Annotated in this window: 21 protein-coding genes; 11 read left to right on the top strand and 10 right to left on the bottom strand. The window is 73.8% G+C overall.

Translation table 11 applies throughout. The annotated features are described in order from the left end of the window. Positions 1-115 precede the first annotated feature (115 nt). On the bottom strand, positions 116-1,120 hold the full coding sequence (locus NOCJ54_RS0114195; RefSeq protein WP_028656022.1) for an NAD(P)/FAD-dependent oxidoreductase: 1,005 nt from the start codon (positions 1,118-1,120) through the stop codon (positions 116-118). Positions 1,121-1,147: 27 nt separating this feature from the next. Between NOCJ54_RS0114195 and NOCJ54_RS0114190 the strand changes: the two genes are divergently transcribed. The 4 genes from NOCJ54_RS0114190 to NOCJ54_RS0114175 all read left to right on the top strand — a co-directional run bounded on the left by NOCJ54_RS0114190 (position 1,148) and on the right by NOCJ54_RS0114175 (position 6,175). Continuing rightward, on the top strand, positions 1,148-1,588 hold the full coding sequence (locus NOCJ54_RS0114190) for a MerR family transcriptional regulator (RefSeq protein WP_028656021.1): 441 nt from the start codon (positions 1,148-1,150) through the stop codon (positions 1,586-1,588). An 85-nt stretch (positions 1,589-1,673) separates the two neighbouring features. Further along, a complete protein-coding gene (locus NOCJ54_RS0114185) occupies positions 1,674-2,477 on the top strand; it encodes an SGNH/GDSL hydrolase family protein (RefSeq protein WP_036518028.1) in 804 nt (267 codons plus the stop codon). 59 nt (positions 2,478-2,536) lie between these two features. Further along, positions 2,537-4,435, top strand: a complete 1,899-nt coding sequence (locus tag NOCJ54_RS0114180) for a penicillin-binding transpeptidase domain-containing protein (protein ID WP_028656019.1) — start codon at positions 2,537-2,539, stop codon at positions 4,433-4,435. A gap of 273 nt (positions 4,436-4,708) precedes the next feature. Continuing rightward, the gene (locus tag NOCJ54_RS0114175; RefSeq protein WP_028656018.1) at positions 4,709-6,175 is read left to right on the top strand and encodes an NAD-dependent succinate-semialdehyde dehydrogenase; all 1,467 of its coding nucleotides are present in this window, start codon (positions 4,709-4,711) and stop codon (positions 6,173-6,175) included. Between the two features lie 185 nt (positions 6,176-6,360). Here the strand turns inward: NOCJ54_RS0114175 and NOCJ54_RS0114170 are convergent, their stop codons facing one another. From NOCJ54_RS0114170 to NOCJ54_RS0114155, 4 genes are all read right to left on the bottom strand, one after another. Next, a complete protein-coding gene (locus NOCJ54_RS0114170; protein ID WP_036518026.1) occupies positions 6,361-6,939 on the bottom strand; it encodes a TIGR03086 family metal-binding protein in 579 nt (192 codons plus the stop codon). A gap of 3 nt (positions 6,940-6,942) precedes the next feature. Continuing rightward, positions 6,943-7,968, bottom strand: coding sequence for a sigma-70 family RNA polymerase sigma factor (locus tag NOCJ54_RS0114165; RefSeq protein ID WP_084255219.1), 1,026 nt, complete (start codon positions 7,966-7,968; stop codon positions 6,943-6,945). Between the two features lie 94 nt (positions 7,969-8,062). Beyond that, entirely contained in the window at positions 8,063-9,691 is a 1,629-nt protein-coding gene (locus tag NOCJ54_RS0114160) for a glycerol-3-phosphate dehydrogenase/oxidase (RefSeq protein ID WP_028656015.1), read from the bottom strand. Next, positions 9,688-10,305 (bottom strand): TetR/AcrR family transcriptional regulator, encoded by a 618-nt coding sequence (locus tag NOCJ54_RS0114155; RefSeq protein ID WP_028656014.1) that lies wholly within the window; start codon positions 10,303-10,305, stop codon positions 9,688-9,690. Before NOCJ54_RS0114155 ends, NOCJ54_RS0114160 begins: the two co-directional genes overlap by 4 nt. Before the next feature lie 17 nt (positions 10,306-10,322). Here NOCJ54_RS0114155 and NOCJ54_RS0114150 point away from each other — a divergent pair, with 17 nt between their 5' ends. Beyond that, positions 10,323-11,927 carry an FAD-binding oxidoreductase gene (locus NOCJ54_RS0114150; RefSeq protein ID WP_232221791.1) on the top strand — a complete coding sequence of 535 codons (1,605 nt, stop codon included), beginning with the start codon at positions 10,323-10,325 and terminating at the stop codon, positions 11,925-11,927. Next, the gene (locus NOCJ54_RS0114145) at positions 11,924-12,847 is read left to right on the top strand and encodes a diacylglycerol/lipid kinase family protein (protein WP_028656012.1); all 924 of its coding nucleotides are present in this window, start codon (positions 11,924-11,926) and stop codon (positions 12,845-12,847) included. The genes NOCJ54_RS0114150 and NOCJ54_RS0114145 overlap by 4 nt, the downstream gene beginning before the upstream one ends. 215 nt (positions 12,848-13,062) lie before the next feature. Here the strand turns inward: NOCJ54_RS0114145 and NOCJ54_RS0114140 are convergent, their stop codons facing one another. Next, positions 13,063-14,220 (bottom strand): acyl-CoA dehydrogenase family protein, encoded by a 1,158-nt coding sequence (locus NOCJ54_RS0114140; protein ID WP_028656011.1) that lies wholly within the window; start codon positions 14,218-14,220, stop codon positions 13,063-13,065. Positions 14,221-14,352: 132 nt separating this feature from the next. Here NOCJ54_RS0114140 and NOCJ54_RS0114135 point away from each other — a divergent pair, with 132 nt between their 5' ends. From NOCJ54_RS0114135 to NOCJ54_RS25905, 3 genes are all read left to right on the top strand, one after another. After that, a complete protein-coding gene (locus tag NOCJ54_RS0114135) occupies positions 14,353-15,030 on the top strand; it encodes a TetR/AcrR family transcriptional regulator (protein ID WP_028656010.1) in 678 nt (225 codons plus the stop codon). A gap of 114 nt (positions 15,031-15,144) precedes the next feature. Next, entirely contained in the window at positions 15,145-15,852 is a 708-nt protein-coding gene (locus tag NOCJ54_RS0114130; protein ID WP_084255217.1) for a GTP cyclohydrolase II, read from the top strand. Beyond that, positions 15,849-16,328 (top strand): MarR family winged helix-turn-helix transcriptional regulator, encoded by a 480-nt coding sequence (locus NOCJ54_RS25905; protein WP_036518023.1) that lies wholly within the window; start codon positions 15,849-15,851, stop codon positions 16,326-16,328. The genes NOCJ54_RS0114130 and NOCJ54_RS25905 overlap by 4 nt, the downstream gene beginning before the upstream one ends. Before the next feature lie 29 nt (positions 16,329-16,357). On the opposite strand, the gene NOCJ54_RS0114120 is transcribed toward NOCJ54_RS25905, so the two are convergent. After that, positions 16,358-17,047, bottom strand: a complete 690-nt coding sequence (locus tag NOCJ54_RS0114120; protein WP_028656008.1) for a pirin family protein — start codon at positions 17,045-17,047, stop codon at positions 16,358-16,360. Positions 17,048-17,126: 79 nt separating this feature from the next. On the opposite strand from NOCJ54_RS0114120, the gene NOCJ54_RS0114115 reads away from it, so the two are divergent. Together NOCJ54_RS0114115 and NOCJ54_RS0114105 are read left to right on the top strand one after the other, a co-directional pair. Beyond that, positions 17,127-18,488, top strand: a complete 1,362-nt coding sequence (locus NOCJ54_RS0114115; RefSeq protein WP_036518021.1) for a GH1 family beta-glucosidase — start codon at positions 17,127-17,129, stop codon at positions 18,486-18,488. Positions 18,489-18,765: 277 nt separating this feature from the next. Further along, positions 18,766-19,734 (top strand): NADPH:quinone oxidoreductase family protein, encoded by a 969-nt coding sequence (locus NOCJ54_RS0114105; RefSeq protein WP_028656006.1) that lies wholly within the window; start codon positions 18,766-18,768, stop codon positions 19,732-19,734. A 145-nt stretch (positions 19,735-19,879) separates the two neighbouring features. Here the strand turns inward: NOCJ54_RS0114105 and NOCJ54_RS25900 are convergent, their stop codons facing one another. From NOCJ54_RS25900 to NOCJ54_RS0114090, 3 genes are all read right to left on the bottom strand, one after another. Further along, on the bottom strand, positions 19,880-20,410 hold the full coding sequence (locus NOCJ54_RS25900; RefSeq protein WP_198020226.1) for a CAP domain-containing protein: 531 nt from the start codon (positions 20,408-20,410) through the stop codon (positions 19,880-19,882). Positions 20,411-20,526: 116 nt separating this feature from the next. Beyond that, entirely contained in the window at positions 20,527-21,063 is a 537-nt protein-coding gene (locus NOCJ54_RS25895; protein ID WP_084255215.1) for a CAP domain-containing protein, read from the bottom strand. 159 nt (positions 21,064-21,222) lie between these two features. Further along, complete coding sequence (locus NOCJ54_RS0114090) at positions 21,223-21,810, bottom strand: CAP domain-containing protein (RefSeq protein ID WP_084255212.1); 588 nt, start codon at positions 21,808-21,810, stop codon at positions 21,223-21,225. Between the last annotated feature and the right edge of the window lie 73 nt (positions 21,811-21,883).

The following is a 21,883-nucleotide window of genomic DNA, read 5'->3' as shown; positions in this document are numbered from 1 at the left end:
AGCGACGTCCTTGACGGCGGGGGACGGGCGGCTACGGTGCGCGGCCGCGGGGAACTCCCACGATGCCCAGCCCCCTCTGTGTCGGAGATCGGAGACCAGCCCCGCAAGGCGAGACCTACGCGATCCGCTCCAGCGCAGCGTCCTGCACGCACGCGGCGGCGGCGAGCAGGCCGGCGGAGGCGGCGACGAGGACCGAGGCCATCGGCATGGGCAGGCCGGGGCCCTGGGCCATGTCGCCGGCGGCGTAGACGCCCGGCACACTGGTGCGGCCGAAGGCGTCGACGACGACGGCGCCCATCTCGGAGAGCTCGACGCCGAGCTGGGCGGCGTGCGGGGCGGCCAGCGCCCAGTCGGTCTTCACGAAGAGCCCGCCCAGGGCGACCGAGTCGCTGTCCTCGACGTCGACGACGAGGCCGTCGCCCTCGCGGCGTACGGCGGCCACCCGCCCGGGCACGACCGGGACGCCGAGCCGCTCGAGGGTCGTCGCGGTCGCGTCGTCCAGCACGTCGCCGTGCGCGAGCACCACGACCTCGCTCGCGATCGGGCCGACCATCGAGGCCATCGCAGCGACGTGGGCGGCGGAGCCGAGGATGCCGACCCGGGTGCCCGAGAACTCGTGGCCGTGGCAGAACGGGCAGTGCGCGACCAGGTCGCCGAACTCCTCGGCCACGCCGGGCACGTCCGGCAGGGTGTCGTGCACGCCGCTGGCGAGCAGCACGCGGCGGGCGCGGACCGGGTCCTCGCCGGCGAGCTCGACGAGGAAGTCGCCGGCCTCGCCGGAGATGCGCAGCACCTCGGCGTCGCGGAGCTCGACGTCGGCGTACGCCTCGACGTCCTTGCGGGCGGCCGTGCGCAGCTCGGCGGGCGGCGCGCCGTCGTGGCCGAGGAAGTTGTGCATGTGGCCGGTCGGGTCGTTCCGGTAGCGGTCGGTGCCGACGACCAGGGTCGACCGGTGCATCCGGCCGAGGGTCTGGGCCGCCTGGAGGCCGGCGGAGCCGGCGCCGACGACCACGACGTCCCAGGTCGGGGTGTCGCTGCCTGTGTCGCTGCCTGTGTCGATGTCGATGTCGGTGTCGATGTCGGTGTCTGTGTCGGTGTGCTTGGTCAGGTCCTTGTCCATGACGCCACGATGTGACTTCATGTGAACATGAAGTCAAGCCACCGGAACATCCGCTGGGCGATCGGCGAGCTCGCCGACCGGTTCGACCTCGAGACCCACGTGCTGCGGCACTGGGAGGACCGCGGCCTGCTGGCGCCCGAGCGGGACTCCGCGGGGCGACGGGTCTACACCGAGGACGACGCCTACCGGGTCGCGACCATCCTCGCCAGCAAGGCGTCCGGGATGAGCCTGGAGCAGATCCGCACCCTCCTCGACGCCTCGACCGACGGGCGGCGCGACGCGCTGCGCGCCCACCTCGAGGAGCTCGACCGCCGCCAGGCCGAGATCGACCGCTCCCGGCACCTCACCCAGCACGCGCTCGAGTGCCGCGCCCACGACATCGCCGCCTGCCCGGGCTTCCAGGCCCACGTCGAGGACATCGTCGCCGGAGCGAAGCGGGGCATCGCGTTCGCCGGACCGCCGCGCTAGCCCGACCGGTCTGGCCGGCCTTCCGCGGACCGCCCCATCGGTGGTGTAGTGACCGAGGTCACACTCCTGCTCCCGAAGGGCCACCATGTCTCGGACGTTCCGCCTCCTGCTCTCCCTCGCCTCGGTGCTGGCCGCGGCGCTCGCCGGCCTCGTCGCCGTCGCGCCCGCAGCCCACGCCGCGCCGTCGTACGTCGCGCTCGGCGACTCCTACGCCTCCGGCACCGGCACCCGCAGCTACATCTCCGACGGCACCACCTGCCAGCGCTCGACCTACGCCTACCCGAAGCTGGTCGCGGCCGCGCGCGGCTACAGCCTCAACTTCAAGGCGTGCGCCGGTGCGACGACGAGCACCGTCACCAGCGGCCAGCTCAGCGCGCTGAGCTCGAGCACGGCGTACGTGACGATCTCGGTCGGCGGCAACGACGCCGGCTTCACCAGCGTGCTCACCGAGTGCGCCAAGCCGGGCTGGATGTCGAACTGCGACGGCAAGATCAACACCGCCCAGGCGTTCATCAACAACACCCTGCCCGGTCGGCTGAGCACGCTCTACGCGTCGATCCGCAGCAAGGCGCCCAACGCCGTCGTCGTGGTCGTCGGCTACCCGCGGCTCTTCATGGGCGAGGACTGCAACGCCGCCACCTGGTTCAGCCCTGCCGAGGAGACCCGCCTCAACCAGACCGCCGACCTGCTCAACAGCAAGCTGTCCGCAGCAGCCAGTGCCCGCGGCTTCCGGTTCGCCAACCCGACCTCGCGCTTCGTCGGCCACGCCGTGTGCGACGACCCCGAGTGGCTCAACGGGCTCTCCAGCCCGATCAGTGAGAGCTACCACCCGAACCGGCTCGGCCACTCCTCCGGCTACAAGCCGCTGGTCCAGGGCCTGCTCGGCTGACTGCCGCAGGGCGCCACGCCAGCCGGGCCCCCGTCGGGCCCGGCTGGTAGAACGGCTGCATGCGGCGACTCTCGGCAGCCACGGCCCTCCTCCTCGTGCCCGCCTCCGGCCTGGCCGCGTGCTCCAGCACGGACGACGACGGGGCCCGCGCCGCAGCGGAGGAGCTCGCCGCCGCGCTCGCCGAGGCCGCCGTCGGAGCGGAGGACGACCCGCTCGCCGCCGTCGACTGGCGCGGAGCCAACGCCGCGGCCGTGGCGGAGGAGTACGCCGCCGTGGTGGCCGGGATGGACGGGCTCGCCCCGACCGTCACCGTCGCCGAGGTGGACGCCGGCGCCGAGCAGCCCACGGCGACCCTGGCCTGGTCGTGGCCGGTCGTCGAGGGCGAGCAGTGGACCTACGAGACGACCGTCGACCTCGCCGAGGGCGAGGAGTGGACGGTGGCGTGGGACCCGGCCGTCGTCGAGCCCGGGCTCGAGGAGGGCGACACCCTCGACGTGCGCACCCTGCCGTCGAAGCGCGGCGACATCACCGGCGCCGGAGGCCGGGCGATCGTCACCGAGCGGCCGGTGGTCCGGGTCGGGATCGACAAGACCAAGGTGCCGGCCCGCCGGGCCGTGACGTCTGCCCGTGCGCTGGCGCAGCTGCTCGACATCCAGGTGGCGCCGTACGTGAAGGCGGTGCGCGACGCCGGCGACAAGGCGTTCGTCGAGGCGATCACCTTCCGTGCCGACGACGTGCCGGCGGAGGTGCGCTCCGGCCTGCCCGACATCGCCGGGGCCCACCAGGTCAGCGCGGACCTCGCCCTCGCGCCGACCCGCGACTTCGCCGCGCCGATCCTGGGTCGCGTCGGCCCGGTCACCGCCGAAATGGTCGAGGAGGACCCCGAGACCTACCGCCCCGGCGACGTCGCCGGCGTCTCCGGCCTGCAGGCGCGGTACGACGACCGGCTGCGCGGCACCCCCGGCCGGGTCGTCAGCGCGGTGCCGGCCGACGGCGGCGAGGAGCGCGAGCTCTTCCGGGTCGACGCGACCGACGGCGAGCCGCTCGCGCTGACCCTCGACCAGCGCCTGCAGTCGCTCGCCGAGCAGGTCCTGGGCGGGGTCCGGCCGGCCAGCGCCCTCGTCGCCGTCCGCCCCAGCGACGGGGCGATCCTCGCCGCCGCCAACGGCTCGGGCACCGGCGGGCAGAACCACGCCACCTTCGGCCAGTTCGCCCCCGGCTCGACCTTCAAGGCCGTCACCTCGCTCGCCCTGCTGCGAGCCGGCCTGACGCCGACCACGCCGGTCCAGTGCCCGGCCACCACCGTCGTCGACGGCAAGCAGTTCAAGAACTACTCCGACTACCCATCCTCCGCGATCGGCACGATCCCGCTGGAGGAGGCGATCGCCCAGTCCTGCAACACCGCGCTCATCAACGCCCGCGACGAGCTCGCCGACGGCGACCTCGCCGACGCTGCCGCCAGCCTCGGGCTCGGCATCGACCACGACCTCGGGTTCCCGGCCTACTTCGGGGAGGTGCCGCCCCCGGCCAGCGAGACCGAGGGCGCCGCGGACCTGATCGGGCAGGGCAAGGTGCTCGCCTCGCCGATGGCGATGGCGGCCGTCGCCGCGAGCGTGCAGGCCGGCACGACCGTCGTACCCCGCCTGGTGGAGGACGTCGACGTCTCCGTGCCGAAGGAGGCGAAGCCGCTGAGGAAGCAGGAGGCGCGCCAGCTGAAGGCGATGCTGCGCCGGGTGGTGACCAACGGCAGCGGGCGCGGCCTCGCCGACGTCCCGGGCCCGCCGGTCATCGCCAAGACCGGCACGGCGGAGTACGCCGACGGCGGCACCGTGCGCACCCACGCCTGGATGATCGCGGCCCAGGGCGACCTCGCCGTGGCGGTCTTCGTGCAGACCGGCCAGTCCGGCTCGCAGACCGCCGGGCCGCTGCTCGAGGCGTTCCTGCGCGGCGCCCGCTGACCCCCGGGAAAGGCGCCCAAAACGGGAGCGAGCCCCTCATTGCATGGGGTCAACGAGGGGCTCTTGTCGTCTCGGTGCTCCCTCCGAAGTACGACAGGTCCACTGTAACCCCGCACCCAACCCGGTCAAGGCCCACCCCGGCAGATTCCACCGTTCGACCACCGGGCCCGGGACGAAGGTCCCGGGTGCCGATGACCGGTCCCGGTCATCCGGTCCCGGTCGACCGGCGCCGACTCCTGCCGCGTGTGCCCGGGCAGGTGCCAGAGTGGGGCCATGACCTTCCGTGAACGCCTCGGCCACCTGCTTCCGGAGTCGCGTCGCCAGCTGTTCGTCGGCGGCGCCTGGGTGCCGGGAGGAGGCGGGCGCCTCGACGTCATCGACCCGGCGGACGGCTCGGTGCTCAGCGACGTCGCCGACGGCACCCTCGACGACGCCCGGGCCGCGCTGGACGCAGCGGTCGCGGCGCAGGCGGACTGGGCGGCGACCGCACCGCGCGACCGCGGCGAGGTCCTGCGCCGTGCCTTCGAGCTGGTCACCTCCCACGCCGAGGACCTGGCGCTCGTGATGAGCCTGGAGATGGGCAAGCCGCTCGCCGAGGCGAAGGGCGAGGTGACCTACGGCGCCGAGTTCCTGCGCTGGTTCTCCGAGGAGGCGGTGCGCATCCACGGCCGCTGGATGCACAACCCGGCGGGCGGGAGCCGGCTGCTGACGGTCCGCAAGCCCGTCGGCCCCTGCCTCTTCATCACGCCGTGGAACTTCCCGCTCGCGATGGGCACCCGCAAGATCGGCCCGGCCGTCGCCGCCGGCTGCACCATGGTCGTCAAGCCGGCCGCGCAGACGCCGCTGACGATGCTCTACCTCGCCGCCCTGCTCGACGAGGCCGGACTGCCGGCCGGCGTGCTCAACGTCGTCACCACCAGCGACTCCGGCGGCCTCAGCAGCACCCTGCAGGCCGACCCGCGGCTGCGGAAGGTCAGCTTCACCGGGTCCACCGGCGTCGGGAGGAAGATCGTCGAGCAGTCCGCCGGCCAGCTGCAGCGGGTGTCGATGGAGCTGGGCGGCAACGCCCCCTTCCTCGTGTTCGCCGACGCCGACCTCGACGCCGCCGTCGAGGGCGCGATGATCGCCAAGATGCGCAACATGGGCGAGGCCTGCACCTCGGCCAACCGCTTCATCGTCGAGGAGCCGGTCGCGGAAGAGTTCGGCCGCCGCCTCGCCGAGCGGATGGGGTCGCTGCGGGTCGGGCGCGGGCAGGACGCCGGCGTCCAGGTCGGTCCGCTCATCGACGAGAAGGCCGTCGCCTCCGTGTCGGCCACGGTCACCGACGCCGTCGAGCGGGGTGCCCGCGTGCTGACCGGCGGAGAGGCGCCCGAGGGCGACGGGTACTTCTTCACCCCCACCGTCCTCGTCGACGTCCCCGAGGACGCGGACGCCGTGACCACCGAGATCTTCGGCCCCGTCGCGCCGATCACGACCTTCAACAGCGAGGACCACGCGATCGCGCTCGCGAACGCCACCGAGTACGGCCTCGCCGCCTACGCCTACACCCGCGACCTCGCCCGCACCATCCGGCTGGCCGAGCGGCTCGAGACCGGGATGCTCGGCATCAACACCGGTCTGGTCTCCAACCCCGCTGCGCCCTTCGGCGGCGTGAAGGCGAGCGGCTACGGCCGCGAGGGCGGGTTCGAGGGCATCGAGGAGTACCTCGACACCACCTACGTCGCCTTGCCGGTCGACTGACTGCGCGAGCGCGTCGCCTGTCGAGGGCTGCGCGCAGGCACTCGCTGCGCTCGGCCCACCCTTGCCCTCGACGCGCCTGCGGCGCGGGCGCCGCGCTGCCGCGCCGCGGTTGCCTCCGGCAGGTGGCACCGTCCCCCTGGCGGCAAGCCGAGGGCGTGGGGCCCAGGCGCGAGCTGGTCGCCGGCTCAGCGCCACGCGGCGTCGCGACCCAGCAGCGCCAGCACGTGCACCCCGGTGGGGGCGTCCACCGGGACCGGGCGCGGGGGAGCGAAGCGCGGGTCGTCGCCGAGCGCCACCTGGAGCGCCGTCGGGAGCAGGTCGGCGGCCAGGCGCTCGGGGATCGCGGACCCGCGCCCCGTCGTACGCCCGACGTCCCAGCCGTGGACCGTGACCTCGAGCGCGGCGATCCGCGCGACGGTGTCGACGGGCAGCGGGTGCCCGCCGACGTCGACGGTCGGGCTGGTCGCCTCCATCCACGCGTGCAGCAGGCCGCACGCCTTCACCTGCAGCCGCTCGACCCGCTCCACCAGCGGCGAGGGTCCGGAGCAGTGCAGGCCGACGGCACCGTCGGCGGCCTCGGCGAAGGCGTCGAGGGCGTCCTCCATGTGCGCCAGCAGGCCGGCGAGGGTCCACCCGAGACAGGGGGTGGGGCGGTCGACGTCGGCGCAGGTGGTCGTCGCGAGGGCGGCGCTGGTGTAGTCGAGCGCGCGCTGCAGGACGTCCAGGCCGGCGACGAGACCGGCCGGGGCCGGCTCGGCCGTCATGGCTCAGGCCGGGACGTAGTCGGCGGGCAGGCGGTCCGGCAGGCCGAACCGGGCGAACAGCCGCGGGTCGAAGAACGCGGTCACGTGCTCGACACGCAGCTCGTCGCCCGAGCCGGTCATCTGCAGCACCTGCAGGTGGAAGGGCTCGAAGTGGCCCTCGGGCTGGCGCATGTAGAGGCCGAACGCCGGCTGGCCGTTGGCGACCGTCTCGATCATCGGCATGTCGTTGGTGCCGCCGGGGCACTTGCTGCCGATCAGCTCGCCGATCGCCTCGCAACCGCGGTAGTGGTTGAGGAACGGCGGCATGTCCCACGTGGCGTCGTACTTGAGCAGCTGGACGATCTGGTCGATGTCCTTGCGCCAGAACGCCTGCAGGTAGGCGTCGAGCAGGGTGCGCTGGGCCTGGTCGAGGTCGGCCTCGACCGTGTCCGGGGTGAGACCGCGGTCGGCGAGCTGTGCGTGCGCGCGCTGCAGTGCCGAGTTCACCGCGGCGGTGGTCGTCTCGAGTGCCGCAGCGGTCTCGGCTGCTGACCAGCGCAGCACGTCGCGCAGGATGAGCACCGCGCGCTGGCGGGCGGGCAGGTGCTGCAGGGCGGCGACGAACGCCAGCCGGATCGTGTCCCGCTCGGCGACCTCGACCGCGGCGTCCGGGATCGGCTCGAGCCACGGCACCTCGTGGTCCTCGAGCAGCTCGTCGGCAGGGGAGGAGTCGGAGGTGCCGAGCCCGGTGGGCAGCGGGCGACGCGGCTTGCTCTCCAGGTTGGTCAGGCACACGTTGGTGGCGATCTTGTAGAGCCACGTGCGCACCGAGCTGCGGCCCTGGAAGCTCGCCGACGCCTTCCACGCGCGCAGGAAGGTCTCCTGGACCAGGTCCTCGGCCTCGTGCACCGAACCGCTCATCCGGTAGCAGTGCGCCATCAGCTCGCGCTGGTAGCGCCCGGTGAGGGTGTCGAAGTCCGCGAGCTCGTCGTGGGCGGGCGCGGTCGCCTGCCCTGCCAGTCCTGCCTGCTCGGTCACGGTGGTTCCCATCGCTGCCCCTGTGGTCTCGTCAGTCTGCCTGAGGAGGTGGACCGGGGGCGACGGGAAAAATCATCGCCGGGTCATCGCCGGGGTCATCGCGGGGTCATCGACCGGACTGCCGGGCGTGCGCCGCGACCACCTCGAGCGCCCGCTGCGCCGCCGGGACGGCGACCTCGCGGTCCGCGGGCACCAGGCCGACGCGGGTACGCCGGTCGAGCAGGTCGGCGACGTCGGCGGCCCCCTCGTGGGTGATCCCGAAGAAGAGCTCGGCCCAGACCGTGGGGACGGTGGCGTGGCCGGGTGCGATCGGCGCGAGGACCTCGTCGGCGGCCCAGCCGGACGCCTCGAGCGCCGCGTCGAGCACGAGGCCGGCGTCGGCGCCGTACCGCCGCACGAGGCGGGCGCGTCCGGGGTGGTCGGCACGGGCCGCCTCCTCGGCGAGCGCCTCGCGGGGCGCGGCGCCGAGCAGGGGGAGGGTGGCGGTGACGCAGGGGCCGGCGGTGAGGCCAGCGGAGGCGACGGCCGCGTCGACGGCGTCCTGGGCCATCCGGCGGTACGTCGTCAGCTTGCCGCCGACGATCGTGACCACCCCGGACGGGCTGGTGAGCACGGCGTGCTTGCGGGACAGGTCGGCGGTCGAGCCCTCGCCCGCGCCGTCGGAGGTGTCGAGCAGCGGACGGAGGCCGGCGAAGGCGCCGACGACGTCGGAGCGGCGCAGCGGCCGGGCGAAGGACGCGGAGACCACGTCGAGCAGGAAGCCGATCTCGACCTCGGTCGGCTCGGCGACGTCCGGCACGGGGCCGTCGACCGGCTCGTCGGTGAGGCCGACGTAGAGCTGGCCGTCGGGCTGGGGGAGCACGAGGACGAAGCGGTTGGTCTCGCCGGGGATCGGGGCGAAGACGGCGACCGCCAGGTGCGGCAGTGCCTCCGGTCGCAGGACGAGGTGGGTGCCGCGGGAGGGGCGCAGCCGGACGTCGTCGACCAGGTCGCCGGCCCACACCCCCGCCGCGTTCACGACCGTGCGGCAGGTGACGGCCAGGTCCGCCCCGGTGAGCTCGTCGCGCAGCTGCACGGAGGTGCCGGTCGCCGCGACCACCCGGGCGTGGGTGTGCACGGCGGCACCGCGGTCGGCGGCGGTGCGGGCGATCGTGGTGACCAGCCGGGCGTCGTCCTCGAGCTGGCCGTCCCAGCCGAGCAGGCCGCCGCGCAGGCCCTCCGTGCGCAGCGGCGGCGCGAGCTGTCGGGTCTCGGCCGCCGACAGCCGCCGGGGCCGGGGGAGGGTGTCGGCGCTGGTGCGGGCCGCCCGGCGGAGCAGGTCGCCGCCGACGAGGCCGGCGCCGGCGAGCGCGCCGAGCGGGCGGCTGACGCCGGGGCCGAGGGGGATGAGCGAGGGCAGCGGGTGGGTGAGGTGCGGCGCGGTGGTCTCCATCAGGATCCCGCGCTCGACAGCGCTCTCGTGCGCGATCGCGACCTGGCCCGAGGCGAGGTAGCGCAGCCCGCCGTGCACCAGCTTCGAGGAGAACCGCGACGTGCCGAAGGCGAGGTCGTGGGCGTCGACCGCGAGCACCCGCAGCCCGCGAGAGGCGGCGTCGAGCGCGACCCCCGCGCCGGTCACCCCGAGGCCGACGACGACCACATCGACGTCGGTGGGCGCACCGGCCAGGCCGGGGGTGATCCGCCGGGGCGTGCGGGAGGAGCCGGTCGGGCTGGTCGGGCTGGTCGGGCTGGTCATGGTGTGAGGCTCCGTACGACGAGGGTGCGCAGCTCCGCGTCGAGGGCGGCGGTGTCCACCGCGTCGTCGACCATCGTGTGCGCGGACAGGACGAACCCGTGGGCGGCCAGGACGACGCCGCGGGCGATGGTGACCGGGTCGCCGGAGCGGATGGTGCCGGCCCGCTGGCCGTCGGCGACCGCGCCGGCGAGCACGCCGATGACCAGCTCCTGCGAGCGGCCGCGGCGGGCCAGCAGGTAGGGGAGGATCAGCTCCGGGTCGAGCTCGACGATGCGGGTGAACAGCTCGTTGTCGCGCAGCGCCTCGACCGTCGCCGCGACCGCGTCGGCGACCTGCTGGGGCGTCGGGGGGCCGGACAGGTCCACGCCGCGGGCGACCAGGCCGCCCCACTCACGGGTCATCAGGTCGCCGAGCAGGGCCGGCATGTCCGGCCACGCGCGGTAGATCGTCATCCGCGAGACGCCGGCGCGGCGGGCGACCTCGGTGAGCGTCGTGCGCTTCCAGCCGACGTCGAGGATGCACTCGCGGGCGGCGTCGAGGTAGCCGTCGCGGGGGCCGGCCTGCTCTCGGGCCGGCGGCTGGCCTCCGGCAGGGTTGTGACGGTGTGACGCCATATGTCACACTGTAACACATGACGACCGAGCGACCCGCCGTGCTCCAGCCCGAGATGCCCGCCACCCGCTGGGGCGACCCGGCGCACGCGAGCGACCTCCCCGACGGCGTGCGTGACCTCGTCGGCATGGTCTTCCCGCTCCACGACACGCCCGCCCGTGAGGACGTCACCGTCCCGGCGCCGCGGCTGCCCGACGACCTGGTCGCGGGCCTGCGGGCGCTGCTCGGCGACGGGCACGTGCTCACTGACGACGCGACGCGCCGCCTGCGCACCCGCGGCAAGTCGACCCCCGACCTGCTCCGCCAGCGCACCGGCGACCTCGGCGACGCACCCGACGTCGTCGTACGCCCCGGCGGGCACGACGACGTCGCCGCCGTGCTGGCCTGGGCGCAGGAGCACCGGGTCGCGGTCGTCCCGTTCGGCGGGGGCACGGCGGTCACCGGCGGCCTCGTCGCCGACCCCACCGGCCTGGCCGGCGTGGTCTCGCTCGACCTCGGCCGGATGCGCGGGCTGCTCGCCGTCGACCCGCTCTCCTCGACCGCGACGCTCGAGCCCGGCCTGCGCGGCCCGGAGGCAGAGGCCTTGCTCGCCGAGCACGGGCTGATGCTCGGCCACTACCCGCAGTCGTTCGAGTACGCCACGGTCGGCGGGTTCGCCGCCACCCGCTCCAGCGGCCAGTCCAGCGCCGGCTACGGCCGCTTCGACGCGATGGTCGTCGGACTGCGCGTCGCCACCCCGGTCGGCGACGTCTGGCTCGGGGTGTCCCCCGCCAACGCGTCCGGCCCCGACCTGCGCGAGCTCTTCCTCGGCTCCGAGGGCGCCTTCGGCGTGATCACCGAGGTCACGGTGCGGGTCCGCCCGCTGCCCGAGGTGAAGGAGTACGAGGGCTGGCGCTGGCCCTCGTTCGTCGCCGGCGCCGACGCGATGCGCGTGCTCGCCCAGGCCGACCTGCTGCCGACCGTGCTGCGGCTCTCCGACGAGGCCGAGACCGCGATCAACCTCGCCGACCCCGAGTCCATCGGCGGTGAGGGTGGCGCCGACGGCGAAGGGCCGGGCTGCCTGATGATCACCGGCTACGAGGGCACCCCGGCCGCGGTCGCCGCGAAGAAGGCGGCCGTCACCGCCGCCCTCACCGACCTCGGCGGCACGGCGCTGGGCCCGGAGCCCGGCGAGGCGTGGGCCGCGGGGCGCTTCGGTGCGCCGTACCTGCGCGACAGCCTGCTCGACGTCGGCGTCCTCGTCGAGACGCTCGAGACCGTCACCTTCTGGAGCAACCGGGAGAACCTCTACACCCGCGTGAAGTCCGCGCTCGAGGCGGCGCTGCCCGGCGCGATGGTGCTCTGCCACGTCTCGCACGTCTACGCGACCGGCTGCTCGCTCTACTTCACCGTCGCCGCCCCGGGTGGCGAGGACCCGCTGGCCACCTGGCTGCCCGCGAAGGCCGCCGCGTGCGAGGCGATCGTCGCCGCCGGCGCCTCGATCACCCACCACCACGCGGTCGGCACCGACCACAAGCCCTACCTCACCGCCGAGATCGGCGAGCTCGGCGCCGAGGTGCTGCGCGCGGTGAAGCGGGCCGTCGACCCGGCCGGCATCCTCAATCCCGGGGTGCTGGTCCCGTGAGCGAGCCCGCCCGGCGCTTCGCCTTCCTCGTCAACCCCGCCTCCGGGGGCGGCGCGGCCCCGAAGGTCGTCGTCCCGCTCACCCGCGCGCTGCGCGAGGCCGGCGCCGAGGTCGAGGTCACCTACACGACCTCGGTCGCCGAGACCCCCGACCTCGTCGGTGCCGCCGTGGAGTCGGGCGCGGTCGTCGTCGCCGTCGGGGGCGACGGGATGGTCTCCTCCGTCGCCGGGGCGGTCGCCGAGCGCGACGGGGTCCTGGCCGTCGTCCCCGCCGGGCGGGGCAACGACTTCGCCCGGATGCTCGCCGTCCCGCACGACACCGCTGCGCAGGCCCGCCTGCTGCTGGACGGCGCCGAGCGGCGGATCGACCTGCTCCGCGCGAGCCTGCCCGACGGCTCGTCGTGGGTGGTGGCCGGCTCGGTCTACGCCGGCGTCGACGCCCGCGCCGCCGAGATCGTCGACCGCTCGCACTGGCTCCCCGGCCGGCTGCAGTACCCCGTCGCCGCCGTGCGCGCCCTCGCGACCTACCGCCCCGTGCGCTGCGTCCTCGACGTCGACGGCGAGCGCAGCGAGCACCAGGCCGCGACGGTGGTGGTCGCGAACTCCCGCTACTACGGCAAGGGCATGGCGATCGCGCCGGCCGCGTCCGTCGACGACAGCCTGCTCGACGTCGTCGTGATCGAGGCCGCCGGCCGCCTCGACCTGATCCGCTCCCTGCCCAAGGTGTACGACGGCGGCCACGTCGACCTGCCCGAGGTGATCGTGCGCACCGGCCGCCGGGTCAGCCTGTCCGGCTCGCACACCGGCGGCGGCGCCGTACCCGTCGGCGCGGACGGCGAGGCGCTCGGCCCCCTGCCCGCCACCGGCGCCGGGGAGCTGGTCGTGGAGCTGTTGCCCGCCGCCCTGCGCATCGTGGCGTGAGCCGGGGACAGTTTCGCCGGTCGACCGGCGAAACTCACGCCTGACCGACGAAGCTTTGTCGGTCAGGCGTGAGTTCTGTCGGTCAGGTTCGTGGGGATTCACCACCTAGGGGGTGAATCTCGGCCACTGGGCACACGAAACTACGGTCTCGGGGCCCTGATTTCGTGTGCCCAGTCGGGGTTTCACCACCCAGGTGGTGAAACCCCCACCCCGCCTCAGACCGGCGCCGGCAGCGACCGGCTGATGATCTCCTTCATGATCTCGCTCGTCCCGGCGTAGATCTGCGAGACGCGGAGGTCGGCCCAGGCCCGGGCGATGGGGTACTCGTTCATGTAGCCGTAGCCGCCGTGCAGCTGCAGGCACTTGTCGGCGACCTTCTGGGCGCGCTCGGAGCACCACAGCTTGGCCATGGCGACGGTGGGGATGTCGAGCTTGCCCTCGAGGTGCAGGCCGATGCACTCGTCGACGAAGGAGCGGGCGACGCGGGCCTCGGTGGCGACCTCGGCCATCTTGAACTTGGTGTTCTGGAAGCCCCAGATCGGGCGGTTGAAGGCGTGCCGCTCGTGGACGTAGCGCATGGTCTCGTCGAAGCAGAACTCCATCGCGGCGACGTTCGCGGCGGCGACGATGAGGCGCTCCTGCGGGAGCTGCTCCATGAGCTGGATGAAGCCCTGGCCCTCCTCGGTGCCGAGCAGGTTGGTGACCGGCACGCGGACGTCGGCGAAGGAGAGCTCGGAGGTGTCCTGGCCCTTCATGCCGACCTTGTCGAGCACGCGGCCGCGGGAGAAGCCGGGGGTGTCGGTCGGGACGATGATGAGCGAGATGCCGGCCGCGGCCTCCTCGGGGTTGGTCTTCGCGACCACCACGACGACGTCGGCCTGGGCGCCGTTGGTGATGAAGGTCTTCGAGCCGTTGATGACGTACTCGTCGCCCTCGCGGATGGCCTTCGTCTTCACGCTCTGCAGGTCCGAGCCGGTGCCGGGCTCGGTCATAGCGATGGCGCCGACGGCCTCGCCGCTGGCCATCTTCGGCAGCCACGCGTGCTTCTGCTCCTCGGTGCCGTAGGCGAGGATGTAGTGGGCGACGATGCCGTTGTGGAGCGAGACGCCCCACGAGCTGTCGCCGACCTTGGTCTGCTCCTCCATCAGGATCGCCTCGTGGGCGAAGGTGCCGCCACCGCCGCCGTACTCCTCGGGGATCGAGAGGCAGAGCAGGCCGACCTCGCCGGCCTTGTTCCACAGCTCGCGGTCGACCTGCTTGTTCTCGATGAAGCGCTCGACGTTCGGCTTGATCTCCTTCTCGCAGAAGGTTCGCGCGAGGTCGCGGAAGTCGTCGAGGTCGGTGGTCATCCAGGGGGAACGGCGCTGCGGCATGGGGGTGGGTCCTGTCGGCTGGTCGGTGTCTCGGAACTGGATACAGCCTGTATCGCAGGTGACAGGGTGCCATGTCAGAACGCTGGGTACAAGGTGTATCCATCAGGTCCGTACGGCGGTAGCCTGCTCGCCGTGGTGGACGTGGCGAAGTGGGTCGACTCGACCGCGCGCCGGCGCAGCGCCAAGGAGGCGCACGGCGACGGGCGGCGCGACCTCGTCGTGCAGGCTGCCGTCGCCGCCATCGAGGAGGGTGGCGCCGACATCGGCATGGGCCAGGTCGCCGAGCGCGCCGGCATCCCGCGGCCCAACGTCTACCGCCACTTCGCGAGCAAGGAGCAGCTCGACGCCGAGGTCGCGCGGTACGCCGCCACCGAGCTCATCGACCGCGTCCGACCCCACTTCCGGCGCACCGGCACGCCCGCCGAGATCGTCGGCGGCCTCATCGCGCCGTGCGTCGCGTGGGCCGCCGAGCACCCCCACCTGTTCCGCTTCCTGGCGGCGCAGCAGCAGACGAAGGCGCTGCACCGCGCCCGGCTCGGCCGCACCCGGCTGCTCAGCGAGGTCGTGGACGCCGCCCGGTCCTACCTGCGCGCGACGCCGCTCTCGGCCGACCCGCCCGAGGGCGTGCTCGTCGGCGTGATGGGGATGGTCGACGCCAGCATCATCTGGTGGTTCGACCACCACGACGAGACCCAGGACGAGCTCGTCGCCCGACTCACCCGCCAGGTCACCGCGGTCCTCACCGACACCCTCGCGCAGTACGGCCTGGTCGTCCCCGACGACATGGTCTTCCGCCCGCAGCAGGACTGACCGGGCGCGCAGGAGAAAATCAGAGGCACAGCGGAATAGCCGCGTGCCGCCGGCGCTTGGACCAGTTGTTTCAACTTTGAAGTACCTGTTCCGCCCGGACCACCTGGAGTGTCGATGACCGCCTGCCTGACCCGTGCGCCGCGCGCCTGCACCACTCCCGCGACCGACCGGTCGGCCGCCCCGGCCGCCGAGGTGCGCACCCGCGTCGTCGTCCCCCTGCGCTTCGCCGACGGCTACGCCACCACCGCCGACGTGGTCACCTTCCACGGCCTGGCCGACGGCAAGGAGCACTTGCTCCTCGGCCTCGGCGCCTGGCGCGAGCGGGTGGCCGGCCTGGCCGGCGGCGGTACGGCGCCCCTGGTCCGCCCGCACAGCGAGTGCCTCACCGGCGACGTGCTCGGCTCGGAGCGCTGCGACTGCGGGCCCCAGCTGCGCGAGGCGGTCGAGCGGATCGCGGGCGAGGGCGGGTTCCTGCTCTACCTGCGCCAGGAGGGCCGCGGCATCGGGCTCTACGCCAAGCTCGACGCCTACGCCCTGCAGGACGCCGGCCTCGACACCTACGAGGCCAACCGGGCCCTGGGCCGCGGCGAGGACGAGCGCGACTACCGCGCAGCGGCGCAGATGGTGCGCGCGATGGGCGTCGACCGGATCCGGCTGCTGAGCAACAACCCCGACAAGGCCGCGCAGTTGGAGGCCTACGGCGTCGGCGTCGACGCGCAGGTCCCGACCGGGGTGCACCTCTCCGAGGCGAACCGCCGCTACCTCACCGTCAAGCGCGACCACACCGCGCACACCCTCGACCTCGACGGACTGATCGCGTGAGCACGGACACTGCAGACACCGCCGTCTGGCTCGGCGAGGACGAGATGGCGGCGTGGCTGCCGTTCATCCGGATCGTCCAGGCCCTGCCCCAGCAGCTCGACCGGTTGCTGCGCGAGGAGGCCGGGATCCCGCACAACTACTACGGGATGCTCGCCACCCTGTCCGCCCAGCCGGACCGCACCCTCACCATGGGCGACCTCGCCCGGCTCACCGCGTCCAGCCCGTCGCGGCTCAGCCACGCGATCGCCGCGCTGGAGCAGCGCGGGTGGGTCGAGCGTCGCCAGTGCCCCGAGGACAAGCGGATGCAGTACGCCACGCTCACCGACGCCGGCCTGGAGCTGCTGCGCAGCGTGGCGCCGCGGCACGTGGCGCACGTCCGCTCGCTCGTCTTCGACCGGCTGACCCCCGAGCAGGTGCGCCAGCTCGCGGAGATCTCTTCGGCGATCGTCGGCGACGCCGACCTCGGCGAGGCCTGAGCCGGTCAGCCGGTCAGCAGGTCAGCCGGTCAGGGCAGGGACCAGACCAGCAGCTCGGTCGGCACCGCCGCGGTCACGTCGTACGACGTCTCGCCGGTCACGCAGAACGCGTCGCCGGCGCTGAGCGGCTCGGCGAGCGAGGACCGCAGCAGCGCCCCGGTCGCGACGAAGGCGTGCACCCGCGGTGCCGCCGGCAGGGTGAGCACCTCGCCGGCCTCGAGCCGCGCCACGTCGAGGGCCGCGCCGGCCACGCCCACGGCGAGCGCGCCGCTGTCGCCTACCACGCGGACCAGGCCGCGACCGGGGGCCGCGTCGACCGCCGAGGTCGCGTACCGCGGCGGCGCGTCGGGGTCGTCCGGCGTGAGCCACACCTGCACGAAGCGAGCCGGGCCGTCGTCGCCGGCCAGCTCGGAGTGGCGCACCCCCGAGCCGGCGGTCAGCACACCGCACCCTCCGGCCCGCAGGACCGCCTCGGAGCCGGTGCCGTCGCGGTGCACCACCGAGCCGGACACCACCCAGGTCACGATCTCCAGCCCGGCGTGCGGGTGCTCCTCGAAGCCGGTGCCCCGGGCCAGCAGGTGGTCGTCGTGGCACACCATCGGCCCGAAGGACATCCGCTCGGGGTCGAGGTTCGGCCCGAACGAGAAGGAGTGGTGGGTGAGCCGCCCGGCCTCCCGCTCGACGAACCGGTCAGTTCCCCTGCGGATCTCGACGTTCACGTGACAGATTGTGCCCGTGCCCGTCGGTGCACGCCGCGTCAGGCTGCCGTCCGGGCCTGCTCATGGGAGGGTGGGCGCGATGGAGGACAGGGTGAGGGACCTGGCCGAGCGGCTCCCGGGAGGGTTCCGCTTCGGCACGAGCACGGCGGCGTACCAGATCGAGGGCGCGGTCGACGAGGACGGACGCGGTCCGTCGGTGTGGGACACGTTCACCGCGCAGCCGGGGCGGGTCGTCGACGGCTCCTCCGGCGCCGTCGCCTGCGACCACTACCACCGCTGGCGCGAGGACGTGGCGCTGCTGCGCCGGCTCGGCGCCGGCGGCTACCGCTTCTCGATCGCGTGGCCGCGCATCCAGCCGACGGGAAGCGGCCCCGCGAACGCGAAGGGCCTCGACTTCTACGACCGCCTCGTCGACGGGCTGCTCGACGCCGGCATCGCGCCGATGGCGACCCTGTTCCACTGGGACCTCCCCCAGGCGCTCGAGGACGACGGCGGCTGGCTCAACCGCGCCACCATCGACCGCTTCGCCGACTACGCCGCGATCGTGGGCGAGCGCCTCGGCGACCGGGTCGCCGACTGGGTGCCGGTCAACGAGCCCAACGTGGTGACGCTCATGGGGTACGCCACCGCCATGCACGCGCCCGGCAAGGCGCTCATGTTCGACGCGCTCCCGGTCGGGCACCACCTGCTCGTCGCGCACGGCCGCGCCGCGATCGCCCTGCGCGCCGCGGGTGCGCAAAGCGTCGGCTGCGCCAACAACCACGCGCCCATCTGGCCCGGCAGCGATGACCCCGCCGACGTCGGGGCCGCGAAGCTCTTCGACACGCTCTGGAACGGGCACTACCTCGAGGGCATGCTGCTCGGCCGCTACTCCGACGACATGATGATGCTGCTCGAGGAGCACGTCCGCGACGGCGACCTCGCCACCATGCGCCAGCCCCTCGACTTCTACGGGGTCAACTACTACAACCCGATGCGCATCGCCGCCGCCGACGAGGAGGCCGAGCTGCCGTTCGAGTTCCGCGACGTCCTCGGCTACCCGGTCACCGACTTCGGGTGGCCGGTGGTCCCGGACGCGCTGCGCGAGTGGCTGATCATGTTCCGCGCCCGCTACCGCGCAGCCCTCCCGCCGATCGTCATCACCGAGTCGGGTTGCGCCTACAACGCCGGCCCCGACGAGCACGGCGTCGTGGACGACCGGGCCCGCATCGACTACCACGCCGGCCACCTGACGGCCGTGGCGGAGGCGGTCGAGCGCGGCGTCGACGTCCGCGGCTACTACGCGTGGTCGGTCATCGACAACTTCGAGTGGGCCGAGGGGTACACCCAGCGGTTCGGCCTCGTGCACGTCGACTACGACACCCAGGTCCGCACGCCCAAGCGGTCCTTCGACTGGTACGCCGACCTCGTGGCCCGGCACCGCGCCGCCCACCCGGCCTGACCCCACCGACCGGCGGCCACCAGGGTCCGGCCGAGCTCGTCCTCGTCGAGCTCACGCGCATCGCGCTCTCGACGGCGGCAGGGAGCCAGGGAGCCCGGCGAGGAGCGAGACCACCCCGTTGCCCGGCGGGTCGCCGACGCCGGCGACGACGAACACGCCCACCAGCACGACCACGACGTACGCCGTCGGCCCGCTGCGGGGCGGGCGCCGTGGGCGCGGACGCGGGCTGCTGGGTCGGGGGCACGACCGCTTCCCTTCCCCCCCTAGGCTGCGGTCCATGCGCGCAGTCCAGGTCATCACCACCACCGGCCCCTCCGACATCGTCGTCAGCCAGGACGCGCCCGCCCCCGAGGCCGGGCCCGGGCAGGTGCTCGTGGAGGTCCACGCCGTCGGCGTCTCCTTCCCCGACCTGCTGCTGACGAAGGGGCAGTACCAGCTGCGCCCCGAGCCGCCGTTCACCCTCGGCGTCGACTTCGCCGGGGTCGTCGTGTCCGGCGACGGCTTCGAGCCCGGCCAGCGGGTCACCGGTGTCGGCTCGCACGGCGGTGCCGCCGAGCTCGTCGTCGGCTCGAGCGAGAACGTCTTCCCGCTGCCCGACGAGATCTCGTTCGACGAGGCCGTCGCGCTGCCGATGAACTACCTCACCGCGCTCTTCGCCCTTGACGAGCGCGGCGACCTCCACCCGGGCGAGACCGTCCTGGTCCACGGCGCGGCCGGCGGCGTCGGCACCGCGACCATCCAGGTCGCCAAGGGCCTCGGCGCCACCGTCATCGCGGTCGCGAGCACGGAGGAGAAGCGCGCCTTCGCGCTCGCCGCCGGCGCCGACCACGCGATCCCGGTCGAGGGCTTCAAGGACGCCGCCCGCGAGCTCACCGGCGGCAAGGGTGTCGACGTCGTGATGGACGTCGTCGGCGGCTCGCTGTTCACCGACTCCCTGCGCTCGCTGGCCCGCGAGGGCCGGGTGCTCGTCGTCGGCTTCGCCGCCGGCGAGGGCATCCCCGAGGTCAAGGTCAACCGTCTGCTGCTCACCAACACCGACGTCCGCGGCGTCGGCTGGGGCGAGTACGCCTTCTCCCACCCCGGCTACATGCGCGAGCAGTGGGCCCGGCTCGTGCCGATGATCGAGTCCGGCGTGGTCAAGCCCCCGGTCGGCAAGGTCTACCCGATCGACCAGTTCGGCCAGGCCCTGCTCGACATGGACGGCCGGGCCGCGCTCGGCAAGCTGGTGGTGCGGATCCGGGACTGAGCCCGGCGGCGCCCGGCGCACCTGGTGGCTGCTTCCCGGACTTGTTGACCCTTGCAGCAGTCAACAACCTCGGGAATCACCACCGAAGCGGTGATTCCTGCGCACCCACGGGACCAGTGGCACCGGTGGGACCAGTGGGACCGGCCTACCGCTTCCCGAGGTCGATGGTCCACCAGACCTGGGTGTCGGTCCGGACCACGCCGGCGCCGAGGTGGCGCAGGCGGCAGTCGAGCAGGATCCGGCGGTGCAGCGGGCTGCGCAGCCACAGCCGTACGGCGGTGCGGCCGGTCCGGGGGCCGTAGGCGATGACCTCGCCGAGCATGCGCGGCCGGGTGTAGCCGGCCCGGACCACGCGGCGGGCGAGGACGGCCTCGCCGGGCAGGCGGTGGGTGAGCCGGTCCCGCCGCGCCATCCGGGCGCTGTGCCGGCGGGCGGAGACCCGCAGCGGTGCGGAGACCTTCAGTGCGCGGCAGCCGGCGCGGGCACGGGCCCGGTTGACCACGGCCACCGCGTCCTGCTCGAGCGCCTGCACCGCGCCGACGCGGGCGGAGAGCCGGACGGGGTCGACGCCGGTGGCGCCGCGGTCGAGCGCCGCCACCGCGGCCGGCGGTACGCCGGCGGTGCCGGTCAGTGCGAGCAGGACGCTGAGGGGCCCGAGGAGCAGCAGGAGGCGCACGCGGCACATCATGGTGGCTGCGTCACCTGCTCCGCAGGCGTTTGCCCGCGTCCCGGTGCGAACGGTCAGCGGCGGCCAGCAGCGGCGAGCAGCGGGCCGCGACGGTCAGCGACCGGTCAGCGACGGCGGCCGAAGTTCTGGGTCCAGAACATCCGCACGCCGTTGAAGACCACACCGACGCCGATCTCGCGCAGCGAGCAGTCGGTGAGGTTGCGGCGGTGGCTGGGGCTGCCCCACCACGCGCGGGTGGTGGTGGACGGCGTGCTGAAGCCGGCGGCCACGTTCTCCGCGACACGGGTCCAGCGCAGGTAGCCGGCCCGGGTGATCCGCCGACCCAGGGTCGGCTCACCCGGCAGGCGGTGCGACATCGTGTTGGCGGCAGCCATCCGCTTCGAGTGGCGGCGGGCGGCGACGCGCAGCTCGCGGTTCTTGCGCAGCGGGCGGCAGCCGGCGCGCTCGCGCTGGGCGTTGGTCCGGGCGACCACGTCGTTCTCCAGGAGGGCCCGGACGGTCAGCTGCAGCTTCGCGCTGCGGATCACCACCGACGTGGTCGGCGTGCCCGCGGCCGTGGCCACCGGCGTGGTGGACGGTGCGACAGCGACGGCCAGGAACAGCATGGTGACAGCGACGAGCCTCAGAATCCCCCGGTTCATGACATCAAGGCTCCGTGAGCAGGTGGGGGTGCCACATCGAGGCTCCGGCCCCGCTTCGGTAGTCCGAAGGAACTATCACCAAGCAGATTCCAGACAAGATCGCTCCCAGGGTGGACCGGATGCGGTCACCACCCCTCGAAAGGGGGTTGTGAGATCGGCTCAGCGCCGTCCGAAATTCTGCGTCCACCACAGCTGGCCGCCCGACAGGACCACACCGACGCCGAGGTCGCGCAGGCGGCAGTTGAGGATGTTGCGGCGGTGCCCGGGGCTCTGCATCCACGCCCGGACGACGGCCGGCGGACCGCTGAAGCCGTGCGCGACGTTCTCCGCGACGAGCCGCCAGCCGCGGTAGCCGGCGTTGGTGATGCGGCGGCTGAAGTAGGGCTCGCCGGGCAGCTGGTGCGACATCTGGTTCCGCATCGCCATCCGCACCGTGTGCGACCGGGCGGACTTGCGCAGGTGCCGGTTGCTGCGCAGCGGCGCGCAGCCGCGCTTGCGGCGCTCGACGTTGGTCAGCCGCAGCACGCGGTCCTCCAGGAGCCGCTGGACCAGCAGCCGCGTCGGTACGACGCCCTGCAGCCCGGGTGCGGCCCGCAGTGCCCCGACGGACGGCCCCGCGGCCGCGGCCTGCGCGGCCGGGGCGGCGGCGGGCAGCCCGGCGGGGACGATGGTGAGGGCCAGCCCCAGGGCCATGCCCAGCACCAGCCCGGGCACCCGGCCGGGGACCAGTCGCGTGATCCTTGCCATGGACGGCGGATCGGCGCGGCGCCGTCCCTGCCTGAGCGTCCGGCGCCCGAATTGGGCCGTTGGTCCCGGCGTG

Origin of the sequence: Nocardioides sp. J54 (assembly GCF_000519005.1) — a bacterium.
Classification (GTDB): Bacteria; Actinomycetota; Actinomycetes; order Propionibacteriales; family Nocardioidaceae; genus Nocardioides.
The sequence above is the reverse complement of the archived record's forward strand: the minus strand, read 5'-3'. Positions and strand labels throughout refer to the sequence as shown.

Excerpts from the sequence above, each read along its gene's own strand:
- NOCJ54_RS0114195 (WP_028656022.1), bottom strand. The coding sequence starts at position 1,120 with ATGGACAAGGACCTGACCAAGCACACCGACACAGACACCGACATCGAC.
- NOCJ54_RS0114190 (WP_028656021.1), top strand. The coding sequence starts at position 1,148 with ATGAAGTCAAGCCACCGGAACATCCGCTGGGCGATCGGCGAGCTCGCC.
- NOCJ54_RS0114185 (WP_036518028.1), top strand. The coding sequence starts at position 1,674 with ATGTCTCGGACGTTCCGCCTCCTGCTCTCCCTCGCCTCGGTGCTGGCC.
- NOCJ54_RS0114180 (WP_028656019.1), top strand. The coding sequence starts at position 2,537 with ATGCGGCGACTCTCGGCAGCCACGGCCCTCCTCCTCGTGCCCGCCTCC.
- NOCJ54_RS0114175 (WP_028656018.1), top strand. The coding sequence starts at position 4,709 with ATGACCTTCCGTGAACGCCTCGGCCACCTGCTTCCGGAGTCGCGTCGC.
- NOCJ54_RS0114170 (WP_036518026.1), bottom strand. The coding sequence starts at position 6,939 with ATGACGGCCGAGCCGGCCCCGGCCGGTCTCGTCGCCGGCCTGGACGTC.
- NOCJ54_RS0114165 (WP_084255219.1), bottom strand. The coding sequence starts at position 7,968 with ATGGGAACCACCGTGACCGAGCAGGCAGGACTGGCAGGGCAGGCGACC.
- NOCJ54_RS0114160 (WP_028656015.1), bottom strand. The coding sequence starts at position 9,691 with ATGACCAGCCCGACCAGCCCGACCAGCCCGACCGGCTCCTCCCGCACG.
- NOCJ54_RS0114155 (WP_028656014.1), bottom strand. The coding sequence starts at position 10,305 with ATGGCGTCACACCGTCACAACCCTGCCGGAGGCCAGCCGCCGGCCCGA.
- NOCJ54_RS0114150 (WP_232221791.1), top strand. The coding sequence starts at position 10,323 with ATGACGACCGAGCGACCCGCCGTGCTCCAGCCCGAGATGCCCGCCACC.
- NOCJ54_RS0114140 (WP_028656011.1), bottom strand. The coding sequence starts at position 14,220 with ATGCCGCAGCGCCGTTCCCCCTGGATGACCACCGACCTCGACGACTTC.
- NOCJ54_RS0114130 (WP_084255217.1), top strand. The coding sequence starts at position 15,145 with ATGACCGCCTGCCTGACCCGTGCGCCGCGCGCCTGCACCACTCCCGCG.
- NOCJ54_RS0114115 (WP_036518021.1), top strand. The coding sequence starts at position 17,127 with ATGGAGGACAGGGTGAGGGACCTGGCCGAGCGGCTCCCGGGAGGGTTC.
- NOCJ54_RS0114105 (WP_028656006.1), top strand. The coding sequence starts at position 18,766 with ATGCGCGCAGTCCAGGTCATCACCACCACCGGCCCCTCCGACATCGTC.
- NOCJ54_RS25895 (WP_084255215.1), bottom strand. The coding sequence starts at position 21,063 with ATGAACCGGGGGATTCTGAGGCTCGTCGCTGTCACCATGCTGTTCCTG.
- NOCJ54_RS0114090 (WP_084255212.1), bottom strand. The coding sequence starts at position 21,810 with ATGGCAAGGATCACGCGACTGGTCCCCGGCCGGGTGCCCGGGCTGGTG.